The sequence below is a fragment of the Photobacterium marinum genome (assembly GCF_000331515.1).
GTDB lineage: Bacteria > Pseudomonadota > Gammaproteobacteria > Enterobacterales > Vibrionaceae > Photobacterium > Photobacterium marinum.
The window spans coordinates 49862-69377 of sequence record NZ_AMZO01000045.1; the positions used below are offsets into that span (position 1 = coordinate 49862).

Below are 19516 nucleotides of genomic sequence, written 5' to 3' on the forward strand. Positions count from 1 at the left end.
CCGGGCCTCAATAACAGTGGAGATGGATGGCATGTTTCGATTGATCACCCCGCAGACTGAGAGTGAATTGGCTCAGTATTACCATTTTCGCTGGCAGATGTTGCGAGAGCCTTGGCATATGCCGGCCGGCTCGGAGCGGGATGCCTACGATGAGATGAGCTGTCACCGGATGGTTGTCGGTGATAACGGTGAAAGCATAGCCATTGGCCGCCTGTACATGACGCCGGATAATGACGGCCAGATCCGTTTCATGGCGGTGCATCCGGATTATCGTCATCAGGGGATGGGGGCGATTGTGTTGATGGCGCTGGAATCGCTGGCCCGTCAGGAAGGTGCCAAGCGCCTGGTCTGTAATGCCCGCGAAGATGCCATTCCTTTCTACCTCAGTCATGGCTTTTCCAGTGAGGGAGAGCTGAGTGAAGAGCGCGGTCCGGTGCAGCACCAGCAGATGCTAAAACACCTCAAGCCGATGACTGGTGTGCTTCGCCATCCCGAGTGGTGTCAGGAGCTGCAGGAGTTATGGCAGTTTCAGATCCCGATCAGTGAAAAGATGGGGGTCAGGATCAGCCAGTATACCGGTTACCGCTTTGAGGTTAGTGCCCTGATCAATGCCAACCTTAACCCTTCTGAGACCATGTTCGCCGGCAGTATTTTTACCATGGCGACACTGGCGGGTTGGGGATTTGTTTGGATGTTGTTGAAAGAGCGCAAGCTCAAAGCCGATATTGTGCTGGCTGACAGCCGTATCCGTTATGTCGCACCGGTCAAAGAGCGCCCGCGAGCGGTAGCCACCATTGAAAGCCTTCAGGGGGATCTGGACCGACTGGCCAGTGGTCGAAAGGGCCGCGTTATTGTTGAAGCCGGTGTTTATAGTGGTGATCAGCTGGCGTCTGTTTTCACTGGCACTTTTATGTTGTTACCGTCGCAGGGTGACGACTGTAAAACCTGTTTCTGATTGCCCCGCCATTCTTTTTTCAGTTGCAGGCAGCCCTGACTTGCCTGCAACTTCACTTGTTTGCCGTTGGGTTTGGCTAAATCCCAGTTACCTTGCAATGTTGCCGTAAAGCCTCGGCTTTGCAGTGATATCGGCGCCAGTTTGATCTTTCCTCGTTCTGCCTGAACGTGCAGTTGGTTGGCGCTAACGGAGAAAGGCTTAGTTTCCTCAATGTCGGTTTTTGACATAGTGTCTTTTCCACTGTGCTGCTCTGTTCTGCTCCCACTCCATTGCTGCCATATTTGTTTCGTTTTTTGTTGGCTGAGCTGAAGCTGGCGGAATTGTCCTTTCAACTCGCCTTCTAAGCTGTAGGCCAGACTGGTTGCATGCTGGCCGAGGCCATTTGCAGTCAGTTCTATATCCATATTTCCGCCAAGGGGAAGAGGCAGGTTGAGCCACTGAGGCAGCACGCTGACAGGCATACTGTCAGTGGTCAGCTCAAGTTGCCACGGTTGACCTTCCTGTTGCAGGTTAATTTTGCCATTGGCTGACAGTAATCCGCTATTTTTGAACGGCACAATCAGTTCGCTCAGCTGCCACTGTCCTTCCTGGCTGCGCATGGTGATTAAGGGTTCCACCATACTCACTGTCTTGATACTGGCAAAACCGCTGCTGGCGGTCAGTTCACCCTGCCATAAACCAGCTTGTCCTTCATGTTTAAGGAGCAGGTCATGGCCACTAACGTTGAGATCCGAGAATTGGAAATGTCGGCCGGGAGCGGTGTCAGTAACTTGGGCATAGCCGATATCCAGAGCTGCCAGTTGGATATTGTCAAAATGCTGGCTGGTTTTCTTGATTAACTCAGGCCAGTTTTCAGGCAGGAACCACTTGATGCTGTTCAGCGTCAGCTGGTTCAGGGCCAGGGTGTCTGGAGTCAGTGTGCCATCGGTTTGGACATAACCTTCAAGGGCTTTGGCAGATGCACCTTCGATGACGATTTGTTCCGGGGAAAAAGCCAGCTCAGCCAGGGGGGCATCCATTACGGTATCGTGCCAGCGCAGGCTGTCGGCACTGAGGGAAAAGCGGGCATCCTGTTGGTGCCAGTGATCGGCTGGCCAATGCCAGTTTTGTAGCGATAGGTTAGTGTGGTTTAAGCTCAGCTGTGGCTGTTCAAAACTGCTGTCTAAGATATCCAGGCGGCGAATCTCAATTGTTTGTGGAAGCTGTAGTGAGCGAGTTTGTTGTTCAAGCCATTGGCTGTTGAGTGATTCACTGTGGTGCAGTTTTAAATCGGAGACTGTCAGCTGGTGCAGGATCAGGGCGTCATCCTGTTCGATATATTCGGCCTGACCATTAAAGCTGGCCTGCTGCCAGTCAAAAGAAAAGCCGTACAGTGTCCATTGCGGCTGCGTATCGCTGTTTGGTTTGTAGTCACCGTCGAGCAGGACTTCATTGAGCTTGATGCCCTGCCAGGCTAACTGGTCTGCAGCCAGCTGAAAATCTCCGTTGAAGGTTTGTCCTGAGTCCGGCCTATTCTGCCAGTTATCCAGTTGCAATTTACTGTTTTCCAGGCTGAGCTGCGCGCTGTGCCAGTCGAAGTTGGTCAGTGCCAGGCGGTCGGTATACAACTCTGGCAGTGATGGTTGTTCGGTATTTGCACTCAGGGAAAGGCCGTCTATCAGTATGGTGTCAAAGTGCCAGCCGGGTTGAAGCAGCTTACCCGGTGAGAACCAGAGCTGAAGAACTTTGGCGTTTAGGTTTTCGCTCTTTTGGTGCTGATCTTTGAAGTGGATATCGCTGGCAGTCAGGTGCCAGGGATCGGTAATGTGGTAACTGACGGCGTTTGCGGTTACCGAGTAAGGGGAAAACGTGTTGAGCGCATAAGTTACAATGCTGGTGGCATGCCGGGTATGGAGCAACGCCAGCACGATAGTGAGACAAAGCAACAAGAGGACAATTACAGTTGCGGAGAGTTTCCCGGCCAGACGCATCGGCGCTTTCCTGTCTGAGTGTGTTGGAGGAAGGTTATAACTTGACGGAAAAAGGTTATGGCTGCAAGCCGGATTGTTTTATTTATCAGCTGTTTTTGACTTTGGTCGGGCTGGTTGGCGATATAAAAAAGGCCCCTCATAAGAGGGGCCGAGTAACGTCAGAGTGATGGTTTAGTCCAACTGAGGGCCAGCTGAAACCAGTGATGCACCTTCGTCAGTATCTGTGTACTTGTCGAAGTTATTGATGAAGCGTTCAGCCAGGTCTTTCGCCTTGCTTTCCCACTGCAGAGGATCTGTGTAGGTATCGCGAGGGTCAAGGATGGCAGGATCTACGCCTGGCAGTGCAGTTGGTACTTCCAGATTGAAGATTGGAATGTGCTTGGTTTCCGCTTTATCGATAGAACCATCCAGGATGGCGTCAATGATACCGCGGGTATCTTTGATAGAGATACGCTTACCGCTGCCGTTCCAGCCGGTGTTAACCAGGTATGCTTCAGCGCCTGCGGCTTCCATGCGCTTAACCAGTACTTCTGCGTACTTGGTTGGGTGCAGTGTCAGGAAGGCATTACCGAAACAGGCCGAGAAGGTTGGAGTCGGCTCAGTGATGCCGCGCTCAGTACCGGCCAGCTTGGCAGTAAAGCCAGACAGGAAGTGGTACTTGGTTTGTTCAGGAGTCAGTTTAGAAACCGGAGGCAGAACACCGAACGCATCAGCTGACAGGAAGATCACCTTGTTTGCATGTCCACCCTTAGATACCGGCTTCACGATATTTTCGATGTGGTAGATAGGGTAAGACACACGGGTGTTTTCGGTCTTCGAGTTGTCATCAAAGTCGATTGAGCCGTCACCGCGAACTGTGACGTTTTCCAGCAGTGCATCGCGGCGGATTGCGTTGTAGATATCCGGCTCAGCTTCTTTAGACAGGTTGATTGTCTTCGCGTAGCAGCCGCCTTCGAAGTTAAAGACGCCGTTGTCGTCCCAGCCGTGCTCATCATCACCGATAAGGGCACGCTTCGGATCTGTCGACAGGGTTGTTTTACCGGTACCGGACAGGCCGAAGAAGACAGCAACATCGCCATTCTCACCCATGTTAGCGGAGCAGTGCATGGATGCGATGTCTTTTAGCGGCAGGAAGTAGTTCATCATTGCGAACATACCCTTCTTCATTTCGCCGCCGTACCAGGTGCCGCCAATTAGCTGCATCTTTTCAGTCAGGTTGAACACTGTGAAGTTTTCAGAGTTCATGCTGTGCTCTTCCCACTTAGGGTTGGTGCACTTGGCGCCGTTCATCACCACGAAATCAGGCTCGAAGTTTTCCAGCTCTTCTTCGCTTGGACGGATGAACATGTTCTTCACGAAGTGCGCCTGCCATGCTACTTCTGTGATAACACGGATGCACAGGCGGGTATCAGGGTTGGCACCGCAGTAACCGTCAATCACAAACAGTCGTTTGCCAGACAGCTGTTCAGTAACCAGCTCTTTCAGATCGTTCCACGCTTCCTGACCAATGGCTTTGTTATCGTTTTTGCCTTGGTCTGCCCACCATAGGGTATCTTTTGTTGTGTCATCTTTAACGATGAACTTATCTTTTGGTGAGCGGCCGGTGAAGATACCAGTGTCAACAGCGACAGAGCCAAGCTCTGTTACGACACCTTTTTCATAACCTTCCAGGCCCGGTTTGGTCTCTTCCTCAAACAGAAATTCGTAAGATGGGTTACGAATTACCTCTGTAACATTTTTGATACCGTATTTAGACAGATCCATATGTTTTGCAACCTTTTTCTCGACGTTCATGACAGTCATAGGTGCTCCTTGGGTAAGATGTTGTTTAACTGTTGACCATGCTAGCAACCCTAAGGGGCTAAATCAGGGATATTAATCAAAAATTAACCATCCAAAAGTTAAGGTGGAGTAAAAGTTTTAGTGGTTTTGTGGGTGAGTATTTTACGGGAATGTAAAGCGATTGCGCTAGATCTCAGATTTAATATTTATCTTGAAAAAAGCGGGGGTTAGCTGTTATTTGCTTTCAGGAAGGAGGAGGTTATGTGCTGCAAAAGTAAAAAAAGCCGGATCAACTCCGGCTTTTGTAATTAACTTTCAGTGTTAATGTGTGGCGATAATTAATGAACCTGATCGCTGCTGCTTGCTGCTGCATTTTCAAACAGGGCTGCAACATCAATGCTGTCAAAGTCGTAGCTGGTGCCACAGTAATCACAGTGCAGAGAGACCTTACCTTCTTCAGTAACGATGCGCTCCACTTCGCTACGATCAATTGATGCAATTGCTGAAGCACTGCGCTCACGGGAGCAACCACAGTGGAAAGTAACTTCCTGAGGTTCAAACAGCTGAACCGTTTCCTGATGGTACAGGCGGTACAGGACTTCCTGTGCGTCCAGGCTGAAAAGCTCTTCGTTCTTCACTGTTTCTGTCAGTTTTTCCAGGTGCTCGAAGTCTTCTGCGCTGCCTTGTTCGTCAGGCAGGATCTGCAGCAGCATACCGGCCGCTTTTGGCTGACCTTCGATTTCACCGGTGCGAAGCCAGATGCGGGTTTTCAGCTGCTCAGAGTTTTCGAAGTAACCTTCAAGGCAGCTGGCCAGGTTGTCACCTTCCAGACCAACCACACCCTGGTAGCGCTCGCCTTGGTTAGGGGTAATGGTAATTACCATATGGCCCTTACCGATCAGGTCGTGGATTGAACCGTCAGCCGGTACATCACCTTCCCAACGTGCTACGCCGCGCATCTTCTGATCGTGGTCGCCATTGATCACTGCCAGTTTTACCGGGCCGTCACCTTGAAGCTGGACAGTGATTGAGCCTTCGAATTTCAGGGTTGCAGTCAGCAGGCTGGTTGCAACCAGCAGCTCACCCAGCAGATGCTGAACCGGAGCAGGGTATTCCTTGCTGGAAATGATTTGTTGATATGTCTCGTTCAGCTGAACAAGTTCACCACGTACAGATACACCGTCAAACAGGTAACGGTACAGACTATCGTTTGCCATCTTTTGTATACTCCGGCAGGTAAAATTTAGTTACTGCTCTTAAACTTAATTATATCGCGTCGCTGTTTCTTATCGGGACGCTTTTCAGGGCTTGGGTTACCGTAGGCATTGAGCTTGCGCAATTTTGCATGTGCTTCGCGCTGTTGGATGCTCTCGGCTGTCTCCTGATATAGCGTTTGGGCTTCAGGAGCGCCTCGGCGAGTGCCGGACAATTTGGCAATGATAACGGTTTTTTCGTCGTTGCCCTGTCTCAGGCGGACTTCTGCACCGACTTCGACCAGCTTGCTTGGTTTACTTCGATGCCCGTTATAGTGCACTTTGCCGCCGTCGACCATGTTACGGGCAATAGAGCGAGTTTTATAAAAACGTGCTGCCCATAACCATTTATCAAGACGTACCTGGAGAGTGTCAGAATCTGATGATTTCTGGCCCATAACGTGCTCCTAGCCCATAAAGGGCGCTAAAAATACCACAATGCGATTACAGCGTCAGCTTTAGTAAATGGTGATATTGGCCCTAGATTTCAACTGCAGAGGGAACATATTTGCCCCATAATGTCTTATTGTATTGATAGTAGATATGTTTTTTACGTGATCTGTTTTGGTATATTTCATCTTTTATAAGTAAAAGACTGCCGTTATTTTTGACTAACAGGTATTCTTATCAGATCCGGCTCATAAGCCGCCGTATCTAGACTACATCCACAAGGTTATGGATTTTAAAATGGTTACAGCAAAATGGTTGGGCCTGCTTCAGGCTAAGCGCCCGATGTCAGTCACCACACTCACCCGCATGATAACCTGGTTGCTAGTGGTGATGTTGGCATGGACTCTGGGGCGTTTGGTCTGGTCTGTTGTCCAGCCGGCGGTAGCCCCGTCTTCATGGCAGGCGAAGCAGGTTTCTGTCCCTACATCGAACCGATCAGGCTTTCAGATGTCAGATGTTTTGGATATGAACCTTTTCGGTCGCTATCAGCAGAATGCACCTGTCGTTAAAAAAGAGCCGGTGAAGCAAGATGCGCCGGTTACGCGCCTTAATCTCACCTTGGTTGGTGTGGTAGCAAGTTCTACGACCAACAGTAGCCTGGCGGTGATTACCAACCGCGGCAAACAGAATACGTATGGTATCAACGAGACGATAGACGGTACACGTGCCACCTTGCAGGCTGTGTATGTTGACCGGGTTATTATCCGCAATCAGGGACGTGATGAAACCCTGATGCTGGATGGTGAGGAATTCAAAAAGAGCCGCAAATTTACCCCGTTACCACCGATTAAAGAGGTGAAAAGACCGACAGCATCTTCGGATCTGAGCCGTATCAAGCAGGAGATTCTGGAAAAGCCTCAGTCCCTGTTCAGTTATATTCGTCTGTCTCAGGTTAAGCGGGACGGAAAATTAGTGGGATATCGGGTTAATCCGGGCAAGCAGCGCGCCTTATTTGATTCGGTCGGGCTTAAGGCTAATGATTTAGCTGTCAGCCTTAACGGCAACGACCTGACGGATCCGACGGTCATGGCTAAGTTATGGACAGAATTGTCACAGGCTACAGACTTTACTTTGACGGTAGAGCGGGAAGGCCAGTTACACGATATTTATATTGAGTTGCGCTAGTTACACGCGAGAGAACGCAGGAGTTTTTTGTGAAAAAATGGATGGGTAAAAGTGCCCTGTGGTTGGCCGGAACTTTGCTATGCAGTTCTGCAATGGCAAATGATTTCAGTGCCAGCTTCAAAGGAACCGATATTCAGGAATTCATTAATATTGTAGGGCGCAATCTGCAGAAAACGATTATCGTTGATCCTGCTGTCCGCGGTCAGGTCAATGTTCGCAGTTATGATTTGCTGAATGATGAACAGTATTACCAGTTCTTCCTGAATGTACTGGAAGTTTATGGTTTTGCTGTCGTAGAAATGGATAACGGTGTGCTGAAGGTTATTCGCGATAAAGATGCGAAGATCTCAGCTATTCCGGTTGTCGGTGCGAAAGACAAGATTAAAGGTGACGAAGTTGTGACCCGCGTGATTGCGGTGCGCAATGTATCGGTTCGTGAGTTGTCGCCACTACTGCGCCAGCTTAATGACAATGCCGGTGCCGGTAACGTCGTTCACTACGATCCGGCGAACATTATTATGATCACCGGCCGTGCCGCGGTGGTTAATCGTCTGGCAGAAATTATTGAACGCGTTGACCGAGCTGGCGACAAAGAAATTGATGTTGTTGAGCTGAACAATGCCTCTGCAGCGGAAATGGTCCGTATTGTTGAGGCATTGAATAAGACCTCGGATGCAAAATCGCGTCCTCAGTTCCTGCAACCTAAGTTAGTTGCCGATGAGCGCACCAATGCTGTTTTGCTATCGGGTGACCCTAAAGTTCGTAACCGTCTGAAGCGTCTTATTCGTCAGTTGGATAAGGAAATGGCGACCTCGGGTAACAACCGAGTTATTTATCTTAAATATGCCAATGCCGAAGAAATGGTTGATGTCCTGAAAGGGGTGTCTGAAAACCTGCAGGCTGAAAAGCAAGGCAGCAAATCATCATCTTCTAAGAAGAACGAGGTGATGATTTCGGCTCACGTTGATACTAACTCCCTGATCCTGACTGCGCCGCCGGATATTATGCGTGCGCTGGAAAACATTATTTCTCAGCTGGATATCCGCCGAGCTCAGGTACTGATCGAAGCGATGATTGTTGAAATGACTGAAGGTGATGGTGCCCAATTTGGTGTTCAGTGGGGCTCACTGGATTCTGGTGTGGTTCAGTTCAGTAACTCAGGTATTCCTATTAGCCAATATGCTATTGGACTAGAGGATGCTCAGGAAAAGACAAGAACCGAACAGCGTCTTGATTCCAATGGCAATCCTGTTGATGTGGAAATTACTGAAAGTGGCGACTTTACTACTCTTGGTAATGTTCTTGGCAAAGTGAATGGCACCGCGCTTGGTATCGTGATGGGTGACTGGACGGCACTGGTGAATGCAGTGGCAACCGATCGTAATTCCAACATTCTGTCATCGCCGAGCATTACCGTGATGGATAACGGCGAAGCTTCGTTTATTGTTGGCCAGGAAGTGCCGGTCGTCACTGGCTCGACTTCAAGCTCGAATAACGACAACCCGTTCCAGACCGTTGAGCGTAAGGAAGTGGGTATTAAGCTTAATGTTACCCCGCAAATTAACGAAGGTGATTCGGTTCAGCTGAAAATTGAGCAGGAAGTATCCAATGTACTGGGTGCAGAAGGTGCTGTGGATGTACGTTTTTCCAAGCGTCAGCTTACAACCTCGGTTCTGGTTCAGGATAAACAAATGATTGTCCTGGGCGGCCTGATTTCTGAGGAAGTGAACGAGAATGAGCAGAAGATCCCGATTTTGGGCGATATCCCGATTCTTGGCCATCTGTTCAAGTCGACAACGACCAGTAAAGGTAAAACCAACCTGATGGTGTTCATCAAACCGACCATTATTCGTGATGGCATGACTGCCGATGGTATTACTCAGCGCAAGTATAACTATATTCGTGCTGAGCAGTTGTATAGGGCTGACCAAGGTCTGCGCCTGATGCCGGATGCTGAGTTGCCGATTCTGCCTAAATATGGTGACGATATTTCTCTGCCGGCAGAAGTTCGTGCCTTTGTCGCTCAGCTGGAGAAATAATCATGGAAGCAGATAACCAGGCCGGTGAAATTCTGTCCCTGTTTCGTCTGCCTTTCTCGTTTGCAAGGCGTCACCGGGTGGTACTGGAGCAGGCAGAGCAAGGTTTGACACTGTTCTTTACCGGTTCGCTGAATGCGGCCGTCCTGGCGGAAGTCCGTCGGGCTTCCGGTGGGGCGTTTGTTCCTCAGGAGCTGGCAGAAAAAGAGTTCGAGCTTAAGCTGACGGAAGTGTATCAGCGTGATTCGTCCGAAGCGCGTCAGCTGATGGAAGATTTGGGTTCAGACAGTGATGATTTTTTCTCGTTGGCTGAAGATCTGCCGGAATCGGAAGACTTGCTTGAGTCAGAAGACGACGCGCCAATTATCAAGCTGATTAATGCCATGCTGGCCGAAGCGATTAAAGAGGCTGCATCGGATATCCACATTGAAACCTTCGAAAAATCCCTGTCGATCCGTTTCCGGGTCGATGGCGTATTGCGTGAAGTGTTGCAGCCGAACCGCAAGCTGGCACCGTTGCTGGTGTCACGTATCAAGGTTATGGCAAGGCTGGATATCGCAGAGAAACGTGTGCCGCAGGATGGCCGTATTTCCCTGCGTATCGGTGGCCGCGCGGTTGATGTGCGTGTGTCGACGATGCCGTCATCACACGGTGAGCGTGTGGTGCTTCGTCTGCTCGATAAGAACGCGACCCGCCTTGACCTGCACAGTCTGGGTATGACTGACACCAACCATGAGAGCTTCAGGCATATCATCGAACGCCCTCACGGTATCATTCTGGTGACCGGTCCGACCGGTTCCGGTAAGTCGACCACACTGTATGCCGGTTTGCAGGAGCTGAACGGTAAGGAACGTAATATCCTGACGGTGGAAGACCCTATTGAATTCGATATCGACGGTATCGGCCAGACGCAGGTGAACTCTAAGGTAGACATGACTTTTGCCCGAGGCTTGCGCGCGATTTTGCGTCAGGACCCGGATGTGGTGATGGTTGGTGAGATCCGTGACCTTGAAACCGCCTCGATTGCGGTTCAGGCATCTCTGACTGGTCACATGGTACTGTCTACCCTGCACACCAATACCGCGGTGGGTGCGATCACCCGTCTGCGAGATATGGGTATTGAGCCATTCCTAGTGTCTTCATCCCTGTTGGGCGTACTGGCCCAGCGTCTGGTCCGTACTTTATGTAAACACTGTCGTGAACCATATGAAGCGTCAACTGAGCAGAAACGTCTGTTTGGTTTGCCTGCTGATGCGCCGCTGACTTTGTATCGGGCTAAAGGTTGTGAGGAATGCAATAACAAGGGCTATCGTGGCCGAACCGGTATCCATGAGCTGTTGCTGGTAGATGAAAAGGTTCAGGAGCTGATCCACGCAGAAGTGGGTGAGCTGGCTATCGAGAAAGCCATTCGCGGCCATACTCCGAGCATCCGTGATGATGGCCTGGCGAAAGCCAAAGCCGGTATTACGACCCTTGAGGAAGTAATGCGGGTAACCAGGGAGGGCTGATAAATGGCGGCATTTGAATATAAAGCTCTCGATGCCAAAGGGCGGCAGAAGAAAGGGGTACTTGAAGGGGATAATGCCCGTCAGGTACGTCAGCAACTGCGCGAGCAGGGAATGATCCCGGTTGAAGTGGTTCAGACTCGTGAGCGTGAGCAGAAGCGGGCTTCTGCCGGTTTCAGCCTGCGTCGAGGGATCAGTACCACAGAGCTGTCATTGATCACCCGTCAGCTGGCAACTCTGGTTCAGGCTTCAATGCCGCTGGAAGAGTGCCTTAAAGCGGTCGCTGAGCAGTGTGAGAAGCCGCGACTGAAGCAAATGTTGCTGGCTGTCCGCTCCCGGGTGGTTGAGGGTTATACCCTGTCAGACAGCATGGCCGAATATCCGCATATCTTTGATCAGCTGTTTCGTGCCATGGTGGCGGCCGGTGAAAAATCCGGTCACCTTGATACCGTGCTTAATCGTCTGGCGGATTACACCGAAAACCGTCAACAAATGCGCAGCAAACTGCAGCAGGCAATGATTTACCCGACCATGCTGACTCTGGTTGCCGTGGGTGTGGTGTCGTTTCTGCTTGCGACCGTGGTGCCGAAGATTGTCGATCAGTTTGTCCAGATGGGACAGCAGTTACCGACGATTACCGAAGTGCTGCTGGTTGCCAGTGATTTTGTTCAGAACTGGGGGCTGGCGGTTGTGTTAGCCATTGCGGTGCTGATTCTGTTGCTGAAAGCTGCGCTGAGAAAGCCGGACTTTCGCATGCGATGGGATCGCTGGGTTATGGGACTGCCGGTGATTGGCAAAGTGGCCCGTGGCCTGAGTACCTCACGTTTTGCCCGCACCCTTTCGATCTGTACTTCCAGTGCCATTCCCTTGCTGGAAGGGATGAAAGTCGCATCAGATGTGATGACCAACACCTGGGTGAACAAACAGGTGCTTGAAGCTGCGGATAAGGTACGGGAAGGCGCCAGTCTTCGGGTATCCCTTGAGCAGACCAAATTATTCCCGCCGATGATGCTGCATATGATCGCCAGTGGCGAGCGCAGTGGCGAACTCGAGCAGATGTTAACCCGGGCAGCTGACAACCAGGACCGTGATTTCGAGTCGCTGGTAAATATGGCTCTGGGTATTTTCGAACCTTTGTTAATTGTCGCGATGGCTGGCATCGTCATGTTTATCGTAGTGGCCACCCTGATGCCGATTATTGCTCTTAACAACATGGTCGGTATGTAGTTTTTTTCCTTTGGAGGTTTTTTCAATGCAACGCAAACAACGCGGCTTTACGCTGCTGGAAGTAATGGTAGTGATCGTGATCCTGGGGGTGCTGGCCAGCCTGGTTGTGCCAAACCTGCTGGGTAACAAGGAAAAAGCGGATCAACAGAAAGTCGTTACTGACATCAGTGCTCTGGAGCAGGCACTGGACATGTACAAGCTGGACAACAGCGTGTACCCGAGCACAGACCAGGGTCTGGATGCACTGGTAACCAAGCCTTCAGCAAGCCCTGAACCTCGCAACTACCAGGATGGCGGCTACATCAAGCGTCTGCCAAAAGACCCTTGGGGTTACGAGTATAACTATGTGATGCCGGGCGAGCATGGCGCAGTAGATATCTTCAGCCTGGGTGCTGATGGTCAGGAAGGCGGTGACGGCGTGAATGCTGACATCGGTAACTGGAACATGCATGACCGATAACAGTGACAGGCGGCCCTGAAGGTCGCCTTTCATTGCCAGAGGCTGAGATAAGATGAAGAAGCGTGCAGCGGGTTTTACCCTGATAGAAATTTTGCTGGTGTTGGTGTTGCTTGCAACCAGTGCAGTAGCCGTCATTGTGATGCTGCCTGAAAGTAAGGATGACAAAGCGAAAGAAGAAGCTGCACGTTTTCACCATCTGGTTCAGCTACTGGGAGAAGATGCCCTGTTAAATGGCATTGATTACGGTGTGCGGGTTGAACGTCACCGTTACCAGTTTCTTCAGCTAACCGGTAAGGATTGGCAGCCGATCAAAGAATCCCGCTTCTTTACCGAAGTGGATATGGACGAAGAAATCAGCCTGCGGGTTGAGATTGGCGGTTACTCCTGGCAGGACAAAGACCGTCTGTTCAAACCGGGTTCGCTGTTTAATGAAGACCTGTTTGCTGAACAAACTGATAAGAAAAAAATCAAACCGCCGCAAGTTGTCGTGATGGCCAGCGGTGAATACACCCCGTTTACCCTTGAATTTGAAATTGACGGGGAAAATGAATTTTGGCGGGTCCAGGCTGATGAGATTGGCCAGCTGTACCTGCTTGCTCCCGGTGAGACCATCGAGAGCCAGAAACAACAAAGGGATGCGCGATGAAAAAAAGCAATCGCGGGATGACCTTGCTTGAAGTGCTGGTCGCACTGGCAGTATTTGCTACCGCAGCCCTTAGTGTGATGAAAGCAGTCAGTCAGCACTTAAATACCCTTGGCTACCTGGAAGAGAAAACTTTTGCAGTCATGGTGGCAGATAACGAACTGACCAAGATGCGCTTGTCCGGGCAGATCCCGAGTTCGGAAAAACGAGGGAAATCAGAGCTGGCTGGCCGTGAATGGTACTGGTCCATCAAAAGTACCAAGACCGCCGATGGTTATTTGCGGGCGCTGGATGTGACTGTGGCAAAAGATCAGGATCGAAAACAGTCGGTAGTGACACTGAGAACTTATGTTGAAAATTAACCGACAGAACTGCCGCACAAAAACAGTACGTGGTCGCCAGGGCGGCTTTACCCTGTTGGAAGTACTGGTGGCAATTGCTGTTTTTTCTATGCTGAGTGTATCGGCCTATCAGGTGATGAATGGTGTACAGCGCAGTGATCAGATATCACGCGAACACAATGACCGATTGCAGGAAATTCAGCGGGCGATGGTGATGATGGACAATGACTTCCGTCAGATCATTGCCAGGAAAAACCGCTCCCAGGGGGAAGACCCTTCGGACAAGTTATTGCTCAGCAGTGAATACCTGCTGGACTCCGCCAGTATGGGGATCATTTTTACCCGTACCGGCTGGCAAAACCCGCAGCAGATGTTCCCTCGCGGAGAAAACGTTCGGGTCGGTTATCGGATCGTTGATGATACGCTGGAGAGGGTATGGTTCCGTTATCCGGATACCGTTGTCGGTACAGATGCGCTGGTTCGCCCGGTTCTTTCTGAGGTAACCAAGCTGTCTTTCCGTTTCTACAGTAAGAAGAAGTGGCAGGAAACCTGGAATCAGGGCGGGGCACTGCCGGAGGGCATCATGGTGAAGATGACCCTCGAAGATTATGGTGACATTGAACGGGTTTACATGTTGCCGGCCTCTGCCCTTGAGACGAATAAGAAGCAGGGGGATAGCTGATGAAAAAGCAGCATGGTGTCGCCCTGATTGTGGTTCTGATGTTGCTGGCTTTGATGACATTGCTGGCGGCACAGATGACAGAACGAATGCAGATTAATTTCTACCGAGTTGAAAATCAGCTCCAGAACCAACAGGCGTACTGGTACGCACTTGGAATGGAGGAACTGGGTAAAGTGGCAATCCGGCAGGGTGTTGATGATAGTGATACGGTTAACCTGAGTCAGGCTTGGGCGACAGAAGGCCAGCGCTATCCGCTGGATGGAGGTGAGGCAATTGGTGACATCGTTGACCGTCAGGCTTGCTTTAACCTTAATGCATTGTCCGGAGTTAAGCCTCAAGCCGACAGTACCAAAAAGCCGTTTTTAGTGCGCTACCTTCAGGCGATTCTGGAGGAAAATGGAATCGATAGCTATGAAGCCGAAGTGGTCGCTGACTCGACCTGGGAATATATAGATTCCGCGGAAGGTGTGAACTCTGCGTTCGGCGCGGGTGACAGTACTTATGAAGGCTTTCAGCCGCCGTACTTGCCGCCACGGGATTGGATGGCAGATGTCAGTGAATTACGTGCGGTTAATGGCGTAACTGCGCAGATTTATAACAAGGTTAAACCGCTGCTCTGTGCGATACCGACAACAGATATGAAGCTGAATGTGAATACAATCCGTGAGAATCAGGCGGCATTGTTGGTTGGCTTGTTTACTCCTGAATTATCTTTGTCGGATGCACAAAAGCTGATTGCTGATCGTCCGTATGATGGCTGGCAGAATAAACAGGATTTTCTGGCTGTCAGTCCGCTTAATGGCCTCAGTGCAGATATTAAAAAACAGGCAGAATCGCATTTAGGTATAACAAGCGATTATTTTCAGTTGGATACAGAGATCATGGTCGACAGATCCAGGGTCAGATTAGTGGCCTTACTTAAACGTGATGGTCAAGACAAGGTGACGGTTGTTCGTCGCCGTTATGGAGGAATCAGTGAGCGAGTTTCTGACGATAAGGCTAAGTAGCCGGCCTGATGAGCCGGTGCAATGGCTGGTCTGGTCGCCACAGCAAAAAGAAGTGATTGCATCGGGCCAGCTGGCCGGGCTTTCACATTTAGAGGAATTGGCAGAGTATGCTGCGCAGCGTCCGGTATATGCACTGATCCCTGCTGGTGAACTTTTATTGACAGAGGTGGAGATCCCGGCAGGTTCCGGTCGCCAACTGGCGACAGTATTGCCTTATTTGCTGGAAGAAGAGCTGGCACAGGATGTCGATGCATTGCATGTTCACCTGCTGAAGCGGGAAGGTAACACAGCTCATGTGGCGGTAGTTGAGCACAGTAAGATTCGAGTGATGCTGGCGGCGCTTAAAGATGCTGGCATTGAAGTGAAAAAGCTTATTCCGGACTGTTTGTGTCTGCCGCTTTTCAACGATAGTTATACCGCGGCCGAGCTGGAAGGGCAGTGGCTGATCCGTCAGTCTGAATCGCAGGGTGTAGGTGCTGAGGCTTCATGGCTCGGTGCCTGGTTGTCGGCGCAGCAAGTGCCGGTGACGCCTGAAGATGAAAGCGAAGAAGATGCTGATGCTGAAGAGCAGGATGCTCCAAAAGAGCTGTTGATCCGCCACTATACGCCAGCACCAAAATTTGTGCCGGGTAAGTGGCAGGCTGAAACACCTGAGCTGGTGATGCAGTTGCTGGCATTGGGTGCTGGTGAGAGTAAGTCAAACCTGTTATCCGGTCCTTATAAACCACAGTCTGCCTGGCGCAAACATATCAAGCCGTGGCGAAAAGTGGCGATTGCAGCAGGTTTGATGCTGGTGGCGGTAGTGGCTGAACACGTAGTGTCCGTTCAGCGAATGGAGAATCAGGCTCAGGCTTATAAAGCTGAGAGTGAGCGTATTTTCCGCCAGATCCTGCCACAGTTCAGGCGTATTCCATCTCAGAGCTACCTTAAACGTCAGGTAAACAGTGAGCTTACCCGCCTGGGTGGTGCCGGAAATGAGCAAGGGTTACTGCCTTGGCTGGCTGAACTGGGGCCGGCTTTGAGTAAGGTTTCTCAGCTGTCGGTTCAGAACTTGAAATACGATCAGAACCGATCGGAGCTGCGTTTCCAGGCCAGCTCAACGGAATTCCAGCACTTTGAGCAGTTGCGCTCTTTGTTGTCGGATAAGTTTGAAGTCCAGCAAGGACAACTGAACAAAGAAGGTAATCAGGTTACCGGTGCTGTGGTGCTAAGGAGAAAATCATGAAAGCGTGGTGGAAGGCCTTAAGTGCCCGCGAGCAGCGGTTAGTTCTGGGGGGCGGGATTGCCCTGCTGGTTGCTGTGTTTTACTGGGGCCTGTGGCAGCCATTGGAGAATCGTGCGCAAACCGCTGAAAACCGCCTGCGGAACGAACGCCAGATGCTGACCTGGATCAGTGCCAAAGCCGATGAAATTACGACGTTACGCAGGCAGTCCGGTTCAACCGCTTCTGTCAGCAATAAAGGTCTGAACCAGGTGGTAAACGAGACAACCCGCCAGTTCCGGATTGAATTGATTCGGATGCAGCCGCGCAGCGAGGCGGTACAGGTTTGGGTGAAGCCTTTACCTTTCAATACATTGGTTAACTGGCTGGCCTTTCTCAAAAAGGAGCATGGTATTGATGCCCAGTTCCTTGATGTATCAAAAGCGGATGCTGCCGGTATGGTAGAGGTGAACCGTTTACAGCTGGGCCGAGGATAGTAGTGAAGTATAAAATAGGATTAGGCGTCTCTTTTGGCGCCGTATTGGTAGCCAGCTTAGTTGCTCACATTCCGGCAAACTGGGTTTGGCAGCAGGTTCCGCCTGTTCGCGGATTAAAAGTCTCAGGAATGAGTGGTACTCCTTGGCAGGGTTCAGCTTCCCGGGTTGAATGGCAGGGCCAGAATTATGGTCGCCTGCAGTGGGACATGCGTATCGGCTCCTTGCTGACCGGCAAAGCGGCGTTTGACGTGCGTTTTGGTCAGGGAAGTGACATGAGCCTCAATGGCCGTGGGTTGGTTGGATACGGCTCTGCAGGTCCGTTTGCTGAAAAACTGTTGGTGTCGATGCCGGCGCAGCAGGTTATGAAGTATGCCCGAGTAGCGGTTCCGGCAACGGTTGCCGGCAACTTGGAACTGACATTACGTGATTACCAGTATCAGTCACCTTATTGTTCTGTTCTTGACGGCTCTCTGGTCTGGAGTGCCGGAAGTGTTAGTTCGCCATTGGGTGAATTAAAACCCGGACCGGTTATTGCCGATCTGAAGTGCGATCAGGGTAAAGTGGTTGCGGCTGTGAATCAGGACTCGAAAGCCGTATCAAGTGAATGGCAGGCTGAGTTGGCAAAAAATCAGAGCTATAGCCTGAATGGCTGGTTCAAACCTGGGGCTGAGTTCCCGCCACAGTTGGGTAAACAGCTGAAGTGGCTGGGTAACCCAGATCCGAAAGGGCGCTACAAGATTGACTACAGTGGCCGTCTCTAATAGTTGAGTTGTTCAGTCAACTTAACGCTTTCCCTATAATTTACTTTATTTCCCCCGGCTATTGCCCTTAAATAGCTACTACCCGTATCGGATGGCCGCCTGCTTGGCAGAAGCGGCTTTCCGTTAGCGGGTGCTTCAATGGTGATACAGGATAACGGCATGGCTCTGGATAAGAACAAACCTGAAATTCTGGCAACGGAAGTGGTTGCCCAGTCTCGACTCTTCAAAATCGAATCCCTTGATTTACGTTTTTCCAATGGTGAAGAGCGAACTTACGAGCGAATGAAGCCAAGTGGCCGTCATGCCGTGCTGGTGGTGCCAGTGACAGAAGATGGTGATTTGCTGTTGATTCGTGAATATTCTGCCGGTACAGAGCGTTATGAATTAGGCTTCCCGAAAGGCTTGATCGATCATGGCGAGTCAGCGGCAGAAGCGGCAGACCGTGAGCTGAAGGAAGAAATCGGCTTTGGAGCCCGTAACCTGCAGCCACTGAAAGAAGTCGTTCTGGCACCTTCATATTTCTCCAGTAAGATGACATTGTTCCTTGCCAGCGACCTGTATCCAGAGCGTTTAGAAGGTGATGAACCTGAACCGCTGGAAGTCGTGCGCTGGCCGGTTAACCAGGCAGAAGAGTTGGTTCATCACCTTGATTTCGCCGAAGCCAGAAGTATCACTGCACTTTTCCTCGCATTAAAACAACTATCACAATAGGAGCGAGTTATGGACTTATCGAACCTGTTGCCTTCCGTTATTGATATAGCCCGTGCGTCTGGGCAGGTGATCCTTGATATCTACCAGCGCGGTCAGTTCGAAAAGATGGTGAAAACTGATAACACTCCGGTGACCAGCGCTGATTTGGCCGCGCATAAACTGGTCATGGAGAAGCTGACAGAACTGACGCCGGATATTCCGGTGCTGTCGGAAGAAGATTCGGCAATCCCGCTGTCTGAGCGCAGCCAGTGGCAGCGCTACTGGCTGGTGGATCCGCTGGACGGAACTCAGGAATTCATTGCCGGTAGTGGTGACTTTGCCACTATTATCGCTTTGGTGGAAAATCATCGTCCGATCATGGGTGTGGTTTATGCACCGGTATCCGGAGTGTCTTATTATGCCTGCCAGGGGAAAGGTGCCTGGAAAATGACCCCGGAAGGTGAAACGGTAAGGATCTCAACCCATAAGCATGAGTTGCCAACTCAGTCGATTGCGGTGGCGATCAGCCGTCGCCAGGATATCAGTGCGATTACCGGCAGGCTCGATCCGTCATTGAATTATGATTTGGTTCCATTGGGTTCTGCTGCTTTGAAGTCTTGCTTAGTGGCAGAAGGTGCGGTGGATTGTTATCTGCGCCTTGGCCCGACCGGGGAGTGGGATACTGCTGCGACTCAATGTATTGTCGAAGAGGCTGGTGGCAGGATTCTCAATACGCATTTGACGCCACTTTCTTACAATGAGCGTCATACGTTGGAAAATCCGAACTTTATTACGCTGGGTGATGAAAGCCTGCCTTGGTCGTCGATCCTGACACCAGACAATCGGATGATGGACGCTAATTAATCCACATTGAATAAAAAACGGAGCACAAGCTCCGTTTTTTTATGTTTGAAGGAATTATACCAATCAG

At 50.7% G+C, this 19516-nt stretch carries 19 protein-coding genes; 15 read left to right on the forward strand and 4 right to left on the reverse strand.

All coding sequences use genetic code 11. The annotated features are described in order from the left end of the window. Positions 1-31 precede the first annotated feature (31 nt). Positions 32-955 (forward strand): bifunctional GNAT family N-acetyltransferase/hotdog fold thioesterase, encoded by a 924-nt coding sequence (locus C942_RS23290; protein WP_036801625.1) that lies wholly within the window; start codon positions 32-34, stop codon positions 953-955. Here C942_RS23290 and C942_RS23295 read toward each other — a convergent pair. The 4 genes from C942_RS23295 to hslR form a co-directional block, all read right to left on the reverse strand. Further along, positions 880-2925 carry an AsmA family protein gene (locus C942_RS23295; protein WP_007471098.1) on the reverse strand — a complete coding sequence of 682 codons (2046 nt, stop codon included), beginning with the start codon at positions 2923-2925 and terminating at the stop codon, positions 880-882. The two genes, C942_RS23290 and C942_RS23295, sit on opposite strands and share 76 nt — an antisense overlap. A gap of 171 nt (positions 2926-3096) precedes the next feature. Then, positions 3097-4728, reverse strand: a complete 1632-nt coding sequence (pckA, locus tag C942_RS23300) for a phosphoenolpyruvate carboxykinase (ATP) (protein ID WP_007471102.1) — start codon at positions 4726-4728, stop codon at positions 3097-3099. A 317-nt stretch (positions 4729-5045) separates the two neighbouring features. Beyond that, complete coding sequence (gene hslO / locus C942_RS23305) at positions 5046-5924, reverse strand: Hsp33 family molecular chaperone HslO (RefSeq protein ID WP_007471104.1); 879 nt, start codon at positions 5922-5924, stop codon at positions 5046-5048. Positions 5925-5950: 26 nt separating this feature from the next. Further along, positions 5951-6358, reverse strand: coding sequence for a ribosome-associated heat shock protein Hsp15 (hslR, locus tag C942_RS23310; RefSeq protein ID WP_007471105.1), 408 nt, complete (start codon positions 6356-6358; stop codon positions 5951-5953). A gap of 289 nt (positions 6359-6647) precedes the next feature. Between hslR and gspC the strand changes: the two genes are divergently transcribed. The 14 genes from gspC (at position 6648) to cysQ (ending at position 19449) form a co-directional block, all read left to right on the forward strand. Continuing rightward, positions 6648-7535, forward strand: a complete 888-nt coding sequence (gene gspC / locus C942_RS23315; protein WP_007471108.1) for a type II secretion system protein GspC — start codon at positions 6648-6650, stop codon at positions 7533-7535. A gap of 29 nt (positions 7536-7564) precedes the next feature. Continuing rightward, a complete protein-coding gene (gene gspD, locus C942_RS23320; protein WP_007471110.1) occupies positions 7565-9574 on the forward strand; it encodes a type II secretion system secretin GspD in 2010 nt (669 codons plus the stop codon). A gap of 2 nt (positions 9575-9576) precedes the next feature. After that, on the forward strand, positions 9577-11079 hold the full coding sequence (gspE, locus tag C942_RS23325; protein WP_007471112.1) for a type II secretion system ATPase GspE: 1503 nt from the start codon (positions 9577-9579) through the stop codon (positions 11077-11079). A 3-nt stretch (positions 11080-11082) separates the two neighbouring features. Beyond that, positions 11083-12303, forward strand: coding sequence for a type II secretion system inner membrane protein GspF (gene gspF, locus C942_RS23330; RefSeq protein WP_007471114.1), 1221 nt, complete (start codon positions 11083-11085; stop codon positions 12301-12303). Positions 12304-12328: 25 nt separating this feature from the next. Beyond that, positions 12329-12763, forward strand: a complete 435-nt coding sequence (gene gspG, locus C942_RS23335; RefSeq protein ID WP_007471116.1) for a type II secretion system major pseudopilin GspG — start codon at positions 12329-12331, stop codon at positions 12761-12763. Positions 12764-12815: 52 nt separating this feature from the next. Continuing rightward, on the forward strand, positions 12816-13409 hold the full coding sequence (gspH, locus tag C942_RS23340) for a type II secretion system minor pseudopilin GspH (protein WP_007471117.1): 594 nt from the start codon (positions 12816-12818) through the stop codon (positions 13407-13409). Continuing rightward, positions 13406-13768, forward strand: a complete 363-nt coding sequence (gspI, locus tag C942_RS23345; protein WP_007471119.1) for a type II secretion system minor pseudopilin GspI — start codon at positions 13406-13408, stop codon at positions 13766-13768. The genes gspH and gspI overlap by 4 nt, the downstream gene beginning before the upstream one ends. After that, complete coding sequence (gene gspJ, locus C942_RS23350; protein ID WP_007471121.1) at positions 13755-14429, forward strand: type II secretion system minor pseudopilin GspJ; 675 nt, start codon at positions 13755-13757, stop codon at positions 14427-14429. The genes gspI and gspJ overlap by 14 nt, the downstream gene beginning before the upstream one ends. After that, positions 14426-15436 carry a type II secretion system minor pseudopilin GspK gene (gspK, locus tag C942_RS23355; RefSeq protein WP_036801613.1) on the forward strand — a complete coding sequence of 337 codons (1011 nt, stop codon included), beginning with the start codon at positions 14426-14428 and terminating at the stop codon, positions 15434-15436. The genes gspJ and gspK overlap by 4 nt, the downstream gene beginning before the upstream one ends. Next, entirely contained in the window at positions 15405-16661 is a 1257-nt protein-coding gene (gene gspL / locus C942_RS23360) for a type II secretion system protein GspL (protein ID WP_036801615.1), read from the forward strand. The genes gspK and gspL overlap by 32 nt, the downstream gene beginning before the upstream one ends. After that, positions 16658-17134: a type II secretion system protein M gene (locus C942_RS23365; protein WP_007471127.1), complete on the forward strand. Its 477-nt coding sequence runs from the start codon at positions 16658-16660 to the stop codon at positions 17132-17134. Before gspL ends, C942_RS23365 begins: the two co-directional genes overlap by 4 nt. Positions 17135-17136: 2 nt before the next feature. Then, positions 17137-17895: a type II secretion system protein N gene (locus C942_RS23370; RefSeq protein WP_007471129.1), complete on the forward strand. Its 759-nt coding sequence runs from the start codon at positions 17137-17139 to the stop codon at positions 17893-17895. Positions 17896-18054: 159 nt separating this feature from the next. Beyond that, entirely contained in the window at positions 18055-18606 is a 552-nt protein-coding gene (gene nudE, locus C942_RS23375) for an ADP compounds hydrolase NudE (RefSeq protein ID WP_007471131.1), read from the forward strand. A 9-nt stretch (positions 18607-18615) separates the two neighbouring features. Next, on the forward strand, positions 18616-19449 hold the full coding sequence (cysQ, locus tag C942_RS23380; protein ID WP_007471133.1) for a 3'(2'),5'-bisphosphate nucleotidase CysQ: 834 nt from the start codon (positions 18616-18618) through the stop codon (positions 19447-19449). The last annotated feature ends 67 nt before the right edge of the window (positions 19450-19516 follow it).

Excerpts from the sequence above, each read along its gene's own strand:
- gspC (WP_007471108.1), top strand. The coding sequence starts at position 6,648 with ATGGTTACAGCAAAATGGTTGGGCCTGCTTCAGGCTAAGCGCCCGATG.
- hslR (WP_007471105.1), bottom strand. The coding sequence starts at position 6,358 with ATGGGCCAGAAATCATCAGATTCTGACACTCTCCAGGTACGTCTTGAT.
- gspI (WP_007471119.1), top strand. The coding sequence starts at position 13,406 with ATGAAAAAAAGCAATCGCGGGATGACCTTGCTTGAAGTGCTGGTCGCA.
- hslO (WP_007471104.1), bottom strand. The coding sequence starts at position 5,924 with ATGGCAAACGATAGTCTGTACCGTTACCTGTTTGACGGTGTATCTGTA.
- cysQ (WP_007471133.1), top strand. The coding sequence starts at position 18,616 with ATGGACTTATCGAACCTGTTGCCTTCCGTTATTGATATAGCCCGTGCG.
- gspH (WP_007471117.1), top strand. The coding sequence starts at position 12,816 with ATGAAGAAGCGTGCAGCGGGTTTTACCCTGATAGAAATTTTGCTGGTG.
- C942_RS23290 (WP_036801625.1), top strand. The coding sequence starts at position 32 with ATGTTTCGATTGATCACCCCGCAGACTGAGAGTGAATTGGCTCAGTAT.
- gspG (WP_007471116.1), top strand. The coding sequence starts at position 12,329 with ATGCAACGCAAACAACGCGGCTTTACGCTGCTGGAAGTAATGGTAGTG.
- C942_RS23365 (WP_007471127.1), top strand. The coding sequence starts at position 16,658 with ATGAAAGCGTGGTGGAAGGCCTTAAGTGCCCGCGAGCAGCGGTTAGTT.
- gspE (WP_007471112.1), top strand. The coding sequence starts at position 9,577 with ATGGAAGCAGATAACCAGGCCGGTGAAATTCTGTCCCTGTTTCGTCTG.
- C942_RS23295 (WP_007471098.1), bottom strand. The coding sequence starts at position 2,925 with ATGCGTCTGGCCGGGAAACTCTCCGCAACTGTAATTGTCCTCTTGTTG.
- gspJ (WP_007471121.1), top strand. The coding sequence starts at position 13,755 with ATGTTGAAAATTAACCGACAGAACTGCCGCACAAAAACAGTACGTGGT.
- gspF (WP_007471114.1), top strand. The coding sequence starts at position 11,083 with ATGGCGGCATTTGAATATAAAGCTCTCGATGCCAAAGGGCGGCAGAAG.
- nudE (WP_007471131.1), top strand. The coding sequence starts at position 18,055 with ATGGCTCTGGATAAGAACAAACCTGAAATTCTGGCAACGGAAGTGGTT.
- pckA (WP_007471102.1), bottom strand. The coding sequence starts at position 4,728 with ATGACTGTCATGAACGTCGAGAAAAAGGTTGCAAAACATATGGATCTG.